Genomic DNA, 14,534 nt, shown 5'->3' with positions numbered 1-14,534 from the left:
TTACTAATTAGCTACTAGACAACCTTTGTTTCATTACTTATAAATACTGATTCAATAATCTGTTTAAATACAATTCATTTTGCGGAGATACCCTCTCAGCAAATCTAGCTGCAATAATAATAGGAGCCCATTGAAAAATTTCATCTCTTGTTAGATCGGTATTCCTGCAATATATTTGCAAATACATTTCCGCTAATTCTATATAAGACTGTGCATACAATAAATATGTCCGAAACACATCTGCGCGAATGTCACCTGAACTAGCATCAACCCAATCTATACTATTCACACTCTTATTACTCAAAATTAGATTAAACGGATGAAAATCCCCATGACATAATCTAGGCTCAAACATGATTGAATGTAACTTATTCAATATATTTTCCTTTTGTTTTTCATCCAATTTATAAATAGATTTAATTTGTCGCTCTAACCTTTCTCTCATTGATTCTATTTCATCTGTGTTCACACGAATAGAATGAATCTTCTTTTGTTCATTCACACAAATATTTATGTAATGATCTGCCTCATTTGGATTATTTAGCAGGAGATCACCAATACTATCTCCTTTTACGTATTCCATAATAATTGCCTGTCTATTTTGTATCTTTGTCACTTCAAATACGTTTGGAACTGGTAGCCCGCATGAATAAGCATATTTTTGTTTTTTTGCTTCATTTATAGACTCTGTATCTGGAAGATATTCTTTAAATAATTTTACAACCTTACTATCATAGAGATAAATTTCCGCTGTATTCCCTTTTGCTATCGGATTTCCTAAATTCAATTCATTTCTCTCCTTATTGTAAATTAAGCTGACACTTTATACTCCTATATAAATTCAGTGTAATTATGCGGAAACCCTTCTCTAAGAAAATATAAAAAACTTACCACTTTCTATCCTTAAATAGAAAGTGGTAAGTTTAATTTACTAGGAATATTGGAAGGAAAATGTGGTGTATGCACAATTGAAAATGCATATCCTTGCTCAATAAATGATACCTCATTTTGTTTACATTGAAATGGTACACAATTTTTCTTAAAGTTAATTTGGATTTGCTGTAAAAATGCAAGATCTGGTGTTCCGAAAGAAACATGCACTTTCGGTGGTAAAGCTTTCATCGCAATCGGAATCCAAGGTCGTTGCCACCAAGTCGCAACAATATAGGCAGTGCCACCAACTACAAAGTTGAAAATATCCCCATCTTCCATCGTTTTCATATTTAGATTTGATTTCAACCATTCGCGAAATACGGGTACACTTTTAACAGGAAGACCAATTTCCCTTACGTATAAAATATTTAAAGGTGACTGCGGAACTAATACATCTTCTTTCACATACGTATGTGCGATAATCTCGAGAAGGTTTCCATCTCCGTCTTTAAAGTATAAATTGAAGAGACCATTCTCTGCACCAATTGTATTTCCATCTTTCCATTTGGCTATAAGTAATCCAGATTCTTCTAGCCATCTTGCTGTTCCGTGGAATTTTGAATATGGAATCTCAAAAGCGAAGTGTGCAGGTGCGATTGGTTCGTATACTTCTTGAAAACTAATTGTTGTATATGGTGTTACTTCAAATTGAATAAAAGATGCCGTTTCTTTTTTTATTGGAAAAGATAATATGTCCTTATAAACTTGCTTTACCCCTTCTATCGAAACCGTTTGTAATTTTATATCTGATATATGTGTAATCATGTTACATTCCCCCTTGTTTCATATTATCTATTCGTATTGTATTACACTTATAAATAGATAAAATCAAACAGAAGGGTGGATTTTTTCAAATAAAAGCTACAACTTTAGTATGAATATTCAAATTTATCCCGCATTGTTTCCATACAAAAAAGCTGCCTTTCCTCAAACGAAAAGCAGCTTCTACAATAAAATACATTATGATTTTACAGCAATAATCATAAATCTTTTTGAATTCGTACGAATCCCCTTTTCAGAACTATTTGCATTAATGAACTTTTGTAAAATAGTAAAATCCTCTTCCTCTTCTCCAAATCTAGGAATAATAGGTGTATGTTTTAACAAGAAAATAAGATCTTCCGACGTACTGTAATAATCAGTAACATCATATTCACGTACTTGCACGAGTTCAAATCCTGCATTTATAAGTTCAGCCATATACTTTTCTTTTAAAGATCCATCTCTTTCGCCTAAGCATTGTCCTCTTCCAAATGCCTCTTTCAGGTTCAATTTATCATGTTCGCTAACTTGTTGTGTTAAGAAAAAAGCGCCCTTTTTCATTACTTTTGATAATTCAGTCGCTGCAAATGGTGCATGACAACATGAAGAAATATCAAAATGCGCATGTGGAAACGTTAAAGCTTCAGAATCCATTTGAAGAAACTCAACATTTTGTACATCTGATTTTTTCAAGTTAGAATGTGCTGTTTCAATCATGCCATTAGAATTATCTATTCCAATTAACAATTTAGCTGAAGATGATATGTTAAGTACATTTTCTCCTCCACCTGTACCAACATCTAGTAAAATATGTGATGGCTTGCATCTTTCTTTTACCTCACTATAAAAGTCCCATGAATCTCCTACAGTTTCACATTTTATTTTACTAAAATCCCATCCATTTAATATTCCTACTTTATCATAAAAGTTTTTGTACTCTAATTCGTTCATTTTATTATTTCCCCTTTGTTAATATGCATACAATGTTTAATCCTGATCATCCCCAAAATAGACTCATAGTTTATATATTCGTAAATCTCTTTTTATATCTAGTACGCATCTCTCAATCCCAAACAACTACTTACTTCGAGCTATAGATAAATTCATCCCACCGCAATTAAAAGAATATATATACAATAACATCATTTAATTAAGTATATCATAAAATATAAATTATCAAAATAGCAGCTTTACACATTTTAGTTTACATAATATTTTTACAGTTTATCTTCATTAATATATTCTAAATGTCTTCTCCCCCAACCACACATACTATCTAACACTATACTTACTGTTTTTCCATGCTCAGATAAACTATATTCCACTTTAGGTGGAATTTCTTGATAAATCTCGCGTTCTATTAATTGATCTTGCTCTAATTCCCTAAGTTGCTTCGCTAACGTCCCTTGAGATATGTCCGGTATTAATCGCTTTAATTCACCAAACCGTTTTGTTCCATCTGTTAATAATATAAACAAAATGAGTGGTTTCCATTTCCCTCCGATTATTTGAAGTGTTGCTATTACTCCTTTTAACTTCGGTTCTTGTAAATCCATTTTTCACACCTTTCTTCAGACAACATAAATCATTTTTAATAATTTTTCACATTTCATATCCTCATAAATAGTGATTAGTACGAAATGTGCGACTATGTACATAAAAAGTGCATACTTTTCACTTGCTATCTTTTAGCGAATAATAAAGGCATAACAGCTTTATTTTAAAGTCTTTATTAAAGGAGTGGCTTAAATATGTCTATTACTACATTAAAAGGTAGCCGAATCGTTATCATTGGTGGGAGTTCTGGTATTGGTTTTGCAACAGCACAACAAGCAATTGAACAAGGCGCACATGTTATTATTGCAGGAAGATCCAAAGAAAAATTAATGATTGCTCAAGAAGTAATTAATAACAATCATCTTCAGACTTATGTATTGGATAACAAAGATAAAAACCAATTACAAGCGTTTTTCAAGAACATTGGGGATTTTAATCATTTGTTCACACCAGGAGCTTCTTACACACTCGGACCAATAACCACTACAGATGATATTGCCGAAAGTAGCTTTATTGGAAAGTTTTGGCCACAATATTATGCCGTAAAATATGCAATTCCTTTTCTTGTAAACTCTGGATCTATCGTATTAATGTCCGGTGCATTTAGTCAAAGACCACTTAAAGGAGCGCCTGCTTACGGAGCATGTAATGGCGCTATTGAAAGTTTAGGCAAAGCTTTAGCTGTTGAGCTAGCTCCAATTAGAGTTAATGTTGTTTCTCCCGGAACAATACAAAGAGAGAATGAACAAAATGAAAATAGACTAGCTGCTTATGAAACTTATAAATCTCTATCTCTTGTAAAACGACCTGGCCATAATGATGAAATTGCGCATACTGTACTGTATTTAATGCAAAATAGTTTTTCTACAGGTAATGTATTGTTTCCTGATGGAGGATACACATATCATTAATTATTACAAATTTAATGCCTCCTTATATTAACTAGTAATAAGGAGGCTACAATTAATTTAGAAAGTGATATAGTAATGTTGGATCTTCTTTTAATATTTCTGCTAAAAATAATAATTGCGGAAAAGGTTGTAAAACTAAATCTTTATTCATTTTTTCTTTTAAAATAGCAACTCCGTCTTGATTGATATAATCATTTAATGTTATTTTCCCAGTACAAATTAATTCAATATCATTCAATGAAAGTAACAGTAGTCCATTTGTTTCAGAAGATGGTTTAGGTGGAATCTTTGAATAAGCAACATACATAATAGATAGAGTTTCATCTTGGCTATCAATAATTAATAGTGGATTGACTTCACTTTCTATTTTTATTTTCTTGGATTGTGCATTCCAATTCCCTTTATAAAATGTAGTTGGTGAATTCAATATAGAAACATCAATAGAAGCTTCTTCTTTCACTTCTCTTTTAGCGGTTTGTACTGCTGTTTCATCCGCTTCTTTATGTCCTCCAAGCCTTACTACACCTAATGTATCACCTTTACTCGTTGGTCCAACTTGAAAAACAAATAAATTCCTATACATTACATATGCACCTGATGTTCGTACATTCTTATCTATATGTATCAATATTTTCCCTCCTAAATTAACTCTCTCACAAACTAGTTTACTATAATTTTATTATGTTTTCGAATTCTCTGCAATCCAATACGCTGCATCCAGTAAATTTTCCGCTATATAATCCGGATTCGTTTCTTTCCACGAATTTCTATACTTTGTTAATGAGCTTTCTCCCCATCCTGTTCGTACTAAAATTTTTTTCATATTAGCTCTTTCAGCTGCACTCATATCTGTACTCCCTGTATCTCCAATAAGAAAACATTCGCTTAAGCATAGACCATGTTCTTCCGCTGCTTTCAAAAGTAAACCTATATTCGGTTTTTGGCAGTCGCAACTATTATTCATTTTATGTGGACAATAGTACATTCCATCTATATAAGCATCTTCATCTTTTAAAATTTGTTGCATCTTTTGAAATCCTTTAAGCAGTTCTTTTCCGGTGAAATATCCCCTTCCAATTCTAGTTTGATTTGTATATAAAAACACTTTTAATCCTAAGTTATTTAACTTTTGAATTGCTTTAGGTGCAAAATCAAATAATGTAAATTCATTCGGGTGAATACCTCTACCTGTCCCTCCAATTGTCCCATCTCTATCTAGAAATACTGCCTTCATTTTTATTTCTTCCTTTAGATTTTAAAATGCCTCTAAAAAGTAGGGTTCATCTAAAAATTACAGAATTCTATACATAACAAATATTGGACGGATGATTTTAAAATTCCTCTATAATAAAGGTGGTTCAAACAGTTGTGAAATTTATACTAGAACGCAAGCTTACCGTAAAGACAACTTTTTCGAAAGAATACAAGATATTTATTTTTGGTTACTCATTTCACGAATCGGGGATTCACTGTATACTTTTGCGCTTCCATGGATTGCCTATCAATTAACCGGTTCAGCTGTAATGATGAGTTCTTTATTTGCTATTAATGTATTGCCAATTGTTTTATTTGGTCCTTTAGTTGGTGTAATAATTGATCGATACGATCGAAAAAAGTTACTTTGGATAGCGGATATTACCAATATTATTTTAGTAAGTCTTGTCCCCATTCTACATACATTACATCTATTAGAAATCTGGCATTTATACGTAATTACTTTTATCTTAGCAATTATGTCTATGCTTTTTGATGTAACAACTGTTACAGTCATTCCACACATCGCTGGAGCATCATTAACGAAGGCTAATTCTTTCTATCAAATGATCAATCAATTGGCTAGTTTGTTTGGTCCAATGATAGCTGGGATTTTCATATCTTTTATTGGAGGCTTTCAAGTGCTTTGGATTAATGTTCTTTCATTTATTGCAACATTAGTTGCTGTGATGTTATTACCATCAATTAAAACTGTAAACAGTCAAAATAATGATAAAAATACACTTCAAAATATTCTATCGGATTTGTTTAATGGGTTTAAATGGCTCAAAAATGATCGCTTAAATATAGCTTTATCTTTTCAAGCTATGATTGGAAACTTTGGAGCAAGTGCGGTTTTAGGTGTATTCATGTATTATTTACTATCCACATTGCAACTTACCCCGGAACAAAGTGGCTTTAATTATTCATTAATTGGCATAGGTGGGATTTTAGGAAGCTTGATTGCAGCTCCTTTAGAAAAGAGATTGCAGCGCGGCCTTCTAATTCCTTTACTCCTATGCGCTGGAGCAATTGGCTTAACTTTCGCACTTTGGAGTACATATTAGTTTGCTCCTGGCATTGCTTTCGGTATTGCAATGACTTGCAATATTGCATGGAATATAATTGTAGCCACAGTTCGCCAGGAAACTGTTCCATCAAATATGCAAGGAAGGGTTTTAGGATTTTCACGTGTACTTACACGATTAGCCATGCCACTCGGGGCATTAGTAGGAGGTATTATTTCAGCCTATAATCCAGTACTTGTATTTGCTTTAGCTGCTTTCACGAAGCTACTTGAAGTTATTATTGCGTTATATAGTCCGATACGAAAACTATGATGGAAGGAAAGATAATTATGTATGATTGGTTAATTGAAATCGAAGAGCAAAAATATCCAGCACCTACTATAAATGAAGATTTTTATATAGAAAAGGCACCTCCTGTATCTTCAAAGGCTTCTCTCAGTCCAATTTGTCAACTTTTCAGTGGCATGGATGTCATACTTGAAGAGGACGTTTATACGTCCTTTCCCATTACAAATGACATTACTTTAAATATAGTTAAAAATGCATTAATCCCTCATTATAAAGATGTGAAACAAGTTTATATTAATAATGAATTACATGAAATTTTAATGATAGGTTTAAAGGAAGAATCAAAACAAAATTTAAAAGCACTTCTAACTAACGGTATATATCCCGTAGTACCTGATTTATACCGAAGTTGTTCTTTTAATAGAATTGTCGGTAGAAGAACATTAAAATATTATTCTGTACTATTCGATTGCATTGCTCCGATGTTCTTAAAAGAAACGCAAAAAATAGCATATTTCCTCAAACATTCATTCTTTCAAAAAGAGAGTTGTATTTCTTTAGTACCAACAGGTTGGTTCTTAAAAGAGTCATTAAAGGATTCCATTACACTCCGCTCATTTTGTACATTTGCAAGTCAACTACCCCCACTGAGATAAATCGTTTCAGTGGGGGCTTGAGTTAGAACGCTAGGTCTTTTCGTCTATCGCTAGACAGTTTGACGCTCTAGCATTCATGCTACCTTATGGTAACACCCCAAGTATGTTTTTGGTTGGTACTGGCAACGAACGATTGTTTTTCCACTTGCACCACCCTTTCGAAAAAGAGCAGTTCTTCCTTGTGGAAGAAGCCACCACTCAGATGAATCTGGCGTGTGCTACAAGCCCCGACAAGTCGAGTACACATGGATGGTTGACGCACCCACTAAGCTATGCACAAGGCAACAGCCTTACGTTTTTGCACTTCTAATAGAATCGGCGCTTTCACTTTGAGGTTGTCATCCAATTGTACAACTTTTGATTTTTGCAATATATTCAATGCACCATTAATATCAGCGTGAATACATGTTCCTGCTTTACTTTGGTACAGACCACGAGTCATTCGTTTGCCGCTAAAATAATATTGGGCTCTATTATCTTTAGACCAAACTGGAACCGGATCTTTATCCAGAAAACTAGCTTTTGAAGTATAGCTTTCTTCTTGTTTGAAAAATCGGATGCCTTCTTTTACACATTTATTCTCAATTGCCGCCATCAGTTTATGAAATGGGATTTGAACAAATTTTTGATTATTCTTTTTCCCCATATCAGATTTTTGTTTCCAACCAGCGTTATACCCTACGACAACCGTATCTACGCTACATTCTTTCATTTTTTGGAACAACAGACCTACAGTTTGTGAAATGTAACCATTTATTTGTCGTTCTCGTTTATGCCAAAGTGCAGCCATTTTATTCGTTACAACTCGCTTAGAAAGTCCGTTTTCCATATTTGTCAGTTGGAGATGACGTATCATTTTGTTGAAGTACTGGTTAATGGATTTTAATTTCTTCCCATCAATTAAAAATGCATCACCTGTATTGGTTACGCAACTTACTAATCTATCTACACCTAAATCGCAACTCAAAGCGTTACTCGTAGTCTTGGATTGTTTCTTCATTTGAGAAACGTGCATTTCATATGTATAATGCACCTCAAAGAACCGACCTTTTTGCTTCGGTACAATCTCAATGTAGGAGATATTTTTATTTCTTACATTTTTAGGCATACGTATTTTAATAGAACCAAATTTTTTTCTGAATGCAACACTCATTGGAATCATCCAATACCCGTTATCATCCACTTTTGGAACTTGATAGATTTCAATAATTCGTTTGTCGGTTGAACGAGAATAATTCGGAAACTTAGGACGACCTGTGAACTTCTCAGGTTTTTTCTTCCACTGTTCCAACGCTTTAAAAAAGCTCTTCACTTCTGTAAATAAGGCTCTACGAATGGCTTGAACAGAGTTTGATTGAATGCCCGAGTAATTCAAATCGGCTTGCATGGCAGTGTCCACTTCTTTTACAGTAGCCATTTTATTATGGTTCAGATAACTTTGTTTAATCGTATACAACCCAACATTTCGCAATGCTTTTGAACTATGTGACATGCGCTGAAGTAAACGAAATTCTTTAGCTGTGAGACAAGCTCGTCCGATATTCTGTTTCTGGGTGAATCGTTGCATGGTCTCTCTTTTCTTTTGTTTACGTAGTACTTTCACTGCTTTCTTTCTAGCCATTGTTTTCACCACCTTTCTTAGAAAGTTCATTTCTTTTGACAAATCAATATTTGGAACGAAATGTGAACATGATCTTCACCGTAATTCCTTTTGGTCAAGTAATCAAATGATTATTATTATCCAATTTCGTTGTCTTACGATATATTCCCTCCTTATCTAAGAGCAGATTGTATTGTAAGACAGAAAGAAACAAATATTCGCCCTGGGAAAATTGTTATAGACGAAACAAAAGAGTTCAGCCTACCTTCTGACGACAATTCATCTCCACCTGAATTGTTGGGTTTCACTCGTAACACAAATCAAATGGAGTCTTCTTGCCGAAAGAGATAAATTACTAAATGGCTAGCGTCAGGAAAATACCGATTTACAACGATAAGGAAAGTCCAAATTAAAAAGCTCATTATCTCTACAAATCAAAATAGAGAAATTGAGCTTTTCAGTTACTTCATTTATTTATTTATTGAATTCATTAACTGGAAGAAGTATTCAGGTTTATGAGTCTTATTTAGGTTATACCATGAATGTAATGTATCTGCTGTAAATACATCTATTTTTTTCAGTACCTCCATTGCAAATTCCAGAGGAGCTATTCCTGTTGCAGTAACTAAATTCGCATCAGCTACCGCAGATCCCAGCTCATAGAACTTTTCTCCTTTATAGTTAGGACATACCATTTTAGTATATTCTAAGTTATTACTTGTATGTTTTCTAGTATCTAAGTATCCCATATTCGCGAGGCCCTCAGTTGCGCCACAAATTGCAGCAACAATAGTACCAAGATTTAAAGCTTGGCCAATTCTTTCCAAGATGGGTTGATGAATTTCTTCACTCCAAGTAGTCCCTCCTGGTAAAATTAAAAGATCTTTACTCTCAAGAGTACATTCATCAAGGGAAATATCTGGTTTTATGCCCAGTCCTCCCATAGTAGTAATCATTTCTTTATTAGCTCCTACTGTAATTACTTTTAAAGGTGCTAAATCTTTTTTGAAATATCTTCCTGAGTTTAATTCAGCAATTAAATATCCATATTCCCAGTCTGACATTGTATTAAATACATATAGAAATGCTTTTTTTGTTTGCATCCAATAACACTCCAATCACAATTTATATAGCTATTATAATATAACTTCCCTGACAGTTAACGTCAGGGAAGTTATCATACTTGATGAAATTTTATTAATTCCGAAAGAACTTCAATAAGTCTTTTCTTAAGACTTATTGGCTCAATAACTTTAATAGATTTATTGTACGGTAAAAGTAAATAAGGTACATATGTATGTATTATATCTTTTTCAAGAAGAAACACTGCTTGATTTGAAGTTCGTTCTTGTAAATAATGTCCTAAAAACCAATGTTGGCATATATCAGCCAATACACTTTTATCCCCATTAATAACCAAAGAAATAGTCCCTTCCTTATCTTCTATAGTTGGAAGAAGACCTTTTATAAAAAAGTCACGTGCTGAAAAATTTTCTAGTCGGTTAAACTTATTTTCTGTTAGCATTAGACTTTCAATTCGATCTACTCTAAAACTACGGATATCATTCCTAAGGTGACAAAATCCAATCACATACCACTTATTATTCCAATAGATAATTTTGTACGGATCGACCAATCTATCATTTAATTGCTTTTCGCCACTTTTATGGTAAAGAATTTTTACTGAGTACCCGTGAGCTACAGCCTGCTCCAACTCCTTCAAAAAAGGTTCCATAGAGAGTGAACTTAATCGACTTATTACTTCCAGACTAGCTAAATGTTGGTTTATCTTTGTTTCCTGCTCTTGATTTGAGTATTTACTTAGTTTTGAAATGGCACTATTTAGTGCTTCACCTCCATAATATCCGGCTTCTTCTGCAAAAACAGCAGCGTGAAATAGTGCAGTTTGCTCCTCAAAATCAAAAAATAGAGGAGCATCAATAAAATTGTTCAATAAAGTGTATCCACCGTTATGTCCTGGTTCTGAAATTATAGGTACGCCACTTGTTGAAATTGTATCAATGTAACGATACACAGTCCTTATATTCATCTCTAACTTTTCTGAAATTTGTTTTGCAGTAATTTTTTTACCTGAACGAAGCATCCATAGAATCGCTAACATATTGTCAATTTTAGGCATATAATTCCACCTCAATATAAAACTTATTTTCTATTATATATTTCCGATTTTTGATATAATTCATCAACTGTTCCTTTCCAATAGCTTTCTATATAATGAAGCCCTAGTCACATTTTTAATTTCACAAATTTGATTTACAATCATATCTCCCTCTTTATAAAGCTTTACTGCATAATTCATTCCTGCATGATTTTTTATAGTACTTCTTTAACCGACCTTTTCACTTTCCTTTTTTCTTAGCCAGTTCAATTCCTTCATGCTACCGCATACGGATAAGATCACGTTCTGATTGGTTTACACCCGCCATAACCATAATATTGCACCATATGTCACCTTTTTGCTGAGAACATATTAATTTGCTAGGAGAATACCATTTTAATTCGGAGAAAGTGATCTCATTAGATTCTTTAAGAACACTGAAACTTTCTTAACGTTGTTAAAAACGGGAGAATCGTCAGAAAAAAAGGCTTAGCATCATTGTAAATCCGTATTTCTCTGACGATACCCCATTGCCATCAACCTAAGCTTTTGAGATACCCCCCATAACAAAATTTTCACCTTTTTACAGTTATTTATGAGAATTCAGCTCATTTTTTCGTTTTGGGGAACAATTAATTTCTTAAGTTGATGGGTATGTGATAATGTTTCCATTTGAACAAATTTTCCTTTTCCATACCGATCACACACCTTTTGTAGAGTAATAGTATCAGCATATCCCAGTTTAAGAGCTTCCTTACAAAATATTTAGAATTTTTTTGCAAGAATCCTCCGAAATGTAATACGGACTTTAAATATTTTCATTTATAATTCTCTATTTGTCTATACTTTTCATACCGCTGTTGTATAAGCTCTTCCGAGGATAATAGTATCAATTTTTTTAGAGATGATTCGATTACAGATTCAATCATTTTTGCCTGTGATTTTATATCATTTTGTGCTCCACCTTTAATTTCAGGAATGATTTCATCAATAATTCCTAAATGTTTTAAATCTTTTGCTGAAATTTTCATATGTTCAGCAGCTTCTGGAGCATACTTAGCATCCTTCCATAGGATAGATGCTGCTCCTTCTGGCGAAATTACCGAGTACCATGAATACTCTAACATATGGATATGGTTACCGACACTAATGCCAAGAGCTCCACCACTTGATGCCTCTCCAATTACAATACAAACAATTGGCACTTTAAGTGTAGTCATTTCAAATAGATTTCGAGCTATCGCTTCAGAAATTCCACGTTCTTCAGACCCTATCCCTGGATAGGCGCCTATTGTATCAATAAATGTAATAATAGGGCGATTAAATTTATCAGCTTGTTTCATAAGTCTTAGCGCTTTTCTATAACCTTCTGGATGTGCCATTCCAAAATTTCTTTCTATACTTTCCTTTGTATTTCTACCTCTTTGATGACCAATAACCGTAACGGGCATTCCTTTAAATTTTGCAATACCACCTATCATTGCTTTATCATCACCATATAATCGATCACCATGAAGTTCGAGAAAGTTTGTAAACAATAAAGGTATATAGTCCAATGTCGTGGGTCGGTTACGTAGCCTTGCAATTTGAACTCGTTGAAAAGGTGTAATATTAGAATAAATTTTATCTTGCATTTTATTTAAACGTTTTTCTAATTCATGAATTTCTGACGATAAATCTACATTATTTTCTTTCATTATTTTCTTTAATTCATCAAATTTCTCTTTTAATTCAATAATAGGACGTTCAAAATGCAAACTCATTTTATCCTCCAAATGTTATGACTTACCTCACTCTAATCAAAAGGCTTAGAAATAGAATCAATAAATAATTCAAAACCATCCACAACTATTTTTTGTTCTGATTCTGATAAATTATTGAGAATACTTTGATAAAATGTAATGGATTGCTCTCTTAAGCAATTAACAGTTATGTGACCTTTTTCTGTGAGGTGCAGAAAAAGTTCTCTTCTATTTTTTTCATTTACTTCACGATAAATAAGACCCTTTTTTACTAACTTATCTACTAATCTACTTACAGTTGAAGTCTCTAACCTAAGTTTATTTGATAGTTGCCAAACAGTTAATTTTTCCACCTCTAGTTCCTCTAACGCCATCATTTGAGAAGTTGGTAAAGGTTTTTCAAATGGTCCTTTGGGCAAATTTTGAGATTCAAAAACCCCAGTAATTATAATCATTTTCTTAATATCTGTTCTTAGTTTTAAGGCATCTTCTCTTTTCAAATAGGTCACCCTCCTACAACTAATGTATCATACATCAATTGTATTATACATGAATATGTTTTTTTCACAAGCTTAACGTAAGACAATATTACAACATAGACGAGATATTTCTCCTTGTTAAAATGGGATAAGTGGATTGTTTTCTACAAATGGCAGAACATCGATTATGTATCAGGGGCCTTTATGGGGTACCGCTCATCGCAATCAAGCTAAGAAAATTAAACTACCTAAAAAACGAAAATTTTGTAATAACTTGTAACAAAAAACTTATAATTTTTTTTGTGAGTTCTAAATTCTTAAGTTGATGGGCATGTGACGGTACCCCATAAAGAAAAAAGGCATTAATTATATGCCTTTTTTCTTTATCATCATTTAACTGGATAACAAACCTCCGTAACCCACTTATTAGGATCCGATTCCATCGCTGGGCTCACATGATATATATTAAACATCGGACCTGCTAATTCGTAACCTTCTGTCTCAATCCATTTTGCCGCAGCCTCATTTACAGCTGTCATTTGTTCATAACTTCCATTAACCGTTATGGAAGCTACATTAGTAGATTCAATTTTTTTAAATGTAACGTCTTTTGTATTTTCATGCTTACCTAAAATACTTAGCTGTATTTCTACATCTACATCATTTCCTTTATATTCACGATCATGGAAAACCGCAATACTATAACTCGGATGGGCAATACTAATACTTTTCATTTGAATTTCTTGCATTAATGTACCCCATAAATCCCCTTCGCGATTATATGATGGAATAATCTTTCTAACACTAGCTACTTCTCTTTCTGGAATTTCTTTTATCGAAACATGATAGTTCATCTCAACAACATCCTCTCTCATCGTTTTCATTGAGGCTTCGAGAAGGCGTAATTGTTTTTGGAGGTCATCCATATCATCCTTTATTTGAGCACTACGATTTTCAAATTGTGATTTTATTACTTCCATATTATCGCTTGCTACTATTTCTTTAATAGTAGCAATATTAAACCCCATATCTTTTAACATTTGAATTTGATTTACTTTCTTTAATTGGGCCGCTGAATAGTATCGATATCCACTTTGTTCATCGATTTTTACTGGCTGTAGCAATTCCACTTTATCGTAGTGTCTCAACATACGAATACTAATGGAAGATAGTTTTGAAAAGTCACCTATTTTAAACATATTTTC

Annotated in this window: 14 protein-coding genes and 2 pseudogenes; 3 read left to right on the top strand and 13 right to left on the bottom strand. The window is 33.2% G+C overall.

Translation table 11 applies throughout. The annotated features are described in order from the left end of the window. Nucleotides 1-37 precede the first annotated feature (37 nt). From ACHZK0_RS12260 to ACHZK0_RS12245, 4 genes are all read right to left on the bottom strand, one after another. Nucleotides 38-787, bottom strand: coding sequence for a phosphotransferase family protein (locus tag ACHZK0_RS12260; protein ID WP_270344275.1), 750 nt, complete (start codon nucleotides 785-787; stop codon nucleotides 38-40). 116 nt (nucleotides 788-903) lie between these two features. Then, the gene (locus ACHZK0_RS12255) at nucleotides 904-1,698 is read right to left on the bottom strand and encodes a VOC family protein (protein WP_270608335.1); all 795 of its coding nucleotides are present in this window, start codon (nucleotides 1,696-1,698) and stop codon (nucleotides 904-906) included. Between the two features lie 195 nt (nucleotides 1,699-1,893). Continuing rightward, nucleotides 1,894-2,646 (bottom strand): class I SAM-dependent methyltransferase, encoded by a 753-nt coding sequence (locus ACHZK0_RS12250; protein WP_262742637.1) that lies wholly within the window; start codon nucleotides 2,644-2,646, stop codon nucleotides 1,894-1,896. Nucleotides 2,647-2,912: 266 nt separating this feature from the next. Next, a complete protein-coding gene (locus ACHZK0_RS12245) occupies nucleotides 2,913-3,251 on the bottom strand; it encodes a winged helix-turn-helix transcriptional regulator (RefSeq protein WP_262742638.1) in 339 nt (112 codons plus the stop codon). Between the two features lie 195 nt (nucleotides 3,252-3,446). On the opposite strand from ACHZK0_RS12245, the gene ACHZK0_RS12240 reads away from it, so the two are divergent. Beyond that, nucleotides 3,447-4,163 carry an SDR family oxidoreductase gene (locus ACHZK0_RS12240; RefSeq protein ID WP_262742640.1) on the top strand — a complete coding sequence of 239 codons (717 nt, stop codon included), beginning with the start codon at nucleotides 3,447-3,449 and terminating at the stop codon, nucleotides 4,161-4,163. Between the two features lie 52 nt (nucleotides 4,164-4,215). On the opposite strand, the gene ACHZK0_RS12235 is transcribed toward ACHZK0_RS12240, so the two are convergent. After that, entirely contained in the window at nucleotides 4,216-4,791 is a 576-nt protein-coding gene (locus tag ACHZK0_RS12235; protein ID WP_262742641.1) for an NUDIX hydrolase, read from the bottom strand. Between the two features lie 51 nt (nucleotides 4,792-4,842). Continuing rightward, nucleotides 4,843-5,397, bottom strand: a complete 555-nt coding sequence (locus ACHZK0_RS12230) for a D-glycero-alpha-D-manno-heptose-1,7-bisphosphate 7-phosphatase (RefSeq protein WP_262742643.1) — start codon at nucleotides 5,395-5,397, stop codon at nucleotides 4,843-4,845. Nucleotides 5,398-5,531: 134 nt separating this feature from the next. On the opposite strand from ACHZK0_RS12230, the pseudogene ACHZK0_RS12225 reads away from it, so the two are divergent. Further along, nucleotides 5,532-6,757: pseudogene (locus tag ACHZK0_RS12225) on the top strand (MFS transporter). Nucleotides 6,758-6,774: 17 nt separating this feature from the next. Next, the gene (locus ACHZK0_RS12220) at nucleotides 6,775-7,389 is read left to right on the top strand and encodes a hypothetical protein (protein ID WP_262742645.1); all 615 of its coding nucleotides are present in this window, start codon (nucleotides 6,775-6,777) and stop codon (nucleotides 7,387-7,389) included. Between the two features lie 265 nt (nucleotides 7,390-7,654). On the opposite strand, the gene ACHZK0_RS12215 is transcribed toward ACHZK0_RS12220, so the two are convergent. The 7 genes and pseudogenes from ACHZK0_RS12215 to ACHZK0_RS12185 all read right to left on the bottom strand — a co-directional run bounded on the left by ACHZK0_RS12215 (nucleotide 7,655) and on the right by ACHZK0_RS12185 (nucleotide 14,528). Next, on the bottom strand, nucleotides 7,655-9,010 hold the full coding sequence (locus ACHZK0_RS12215; RefSeq protein ID WP_262742662.1) for an RNA-guided endonuclease TnpB family protein: 1,356 nt from the start codon (nucleotides 9,008-9,010) through the stop codon (nucleotides 7,655-7,657). A 449-nt stretch (nucleotides 9,011-9,459) separates the two neighbouring features. Further along, complete coding sequence (locus ACHZK0_RS12210; protein WP_395761609.1) at nucleotides 9,460-10,092, bottom strand: type 1 glutamine amidotransferase family protein; 633 nt, start codon at nucleotides 10,090-10,092, stop codon at nucleotides 9,460-9,462. 74 nt (nucleotides 10,093-10,166) lie between these two features. Continuing rightward, nucleotides 10,167-11,129, bottom strand: coding sequence for a helix-turn-helix transcriptional regulator (locus ACHZK0_RS12205; RefSeq protein ID WP_395761608.1), 963 nt, complete (start codon nucleotides 11,127-11,129; stop codon nucleotides 10,167-10,169). A gap of 63 nt (nucleotides 11,130-11,192) precedes the next feature. After that, nucleotides 11,193-11,445, bottom strand: a pseudogene (locus tag ACHZK0_RS12200) (helix-turn-helix domain-containing protein); the annotation flags it as partial. A 481-nt stretch (nucleotides 11,446-11,926) separates the two neighbouring features. Continuing rightward, nucleotides 11,927-12,871, bottom strand: a complete 945-nt coding sequence (locus ACHZK0_RS12195) for an acetyl-CoA carboxylase carboxyltransferase subunit alpha (protein WP_000052085.1) — start codon at nucleotides 12,869-12,871, stop codon at nucleotides 11,927-11,929. 32 nt (nucleotides 12,872-12,903) lie between these two features. Continuing rightward, nucleotides 12,904-13,350, bottom strand: coding sequence for a MarR family winged helix-turn-helix transcriptional regulator (locus ACHZK0_RS12190; RefSeq protein WP_000817656.1), 447 nt, complete (start codon nucleotides 13,348-13,350; stop codon nucleotides 12,904-12,906). A 368-nt stretch (nucleotides 13,351-13,718) separates the two neighbouring features. Then, entirely contained in the window at nucleotides 13,719-14,528 is an 810-nt protein-coding gene (locus ACHZK0_RS12185) for a MerR family transcriptional regulator (protein WP_262742651.1), read from the bottom strand. Nucleotides 14,529-14,534 lie beyond the last annotated feature (6 nt).

Source organism: Bacillus sp. 3G2 (assembly GCF_044324725.1).
In the GTDB taxonomy this organism is placed as follows: domain Bacteria; phylum Bacillota; class Bacilli; order Bacillales; family Bacillaceae_G; genus Bacillus_A; species Bacillus_A mobilis.
Note: the sequence above shows the minus strand (reverse complement) of the source record. Positions and strands in the feature narration are given on the sequence as shown.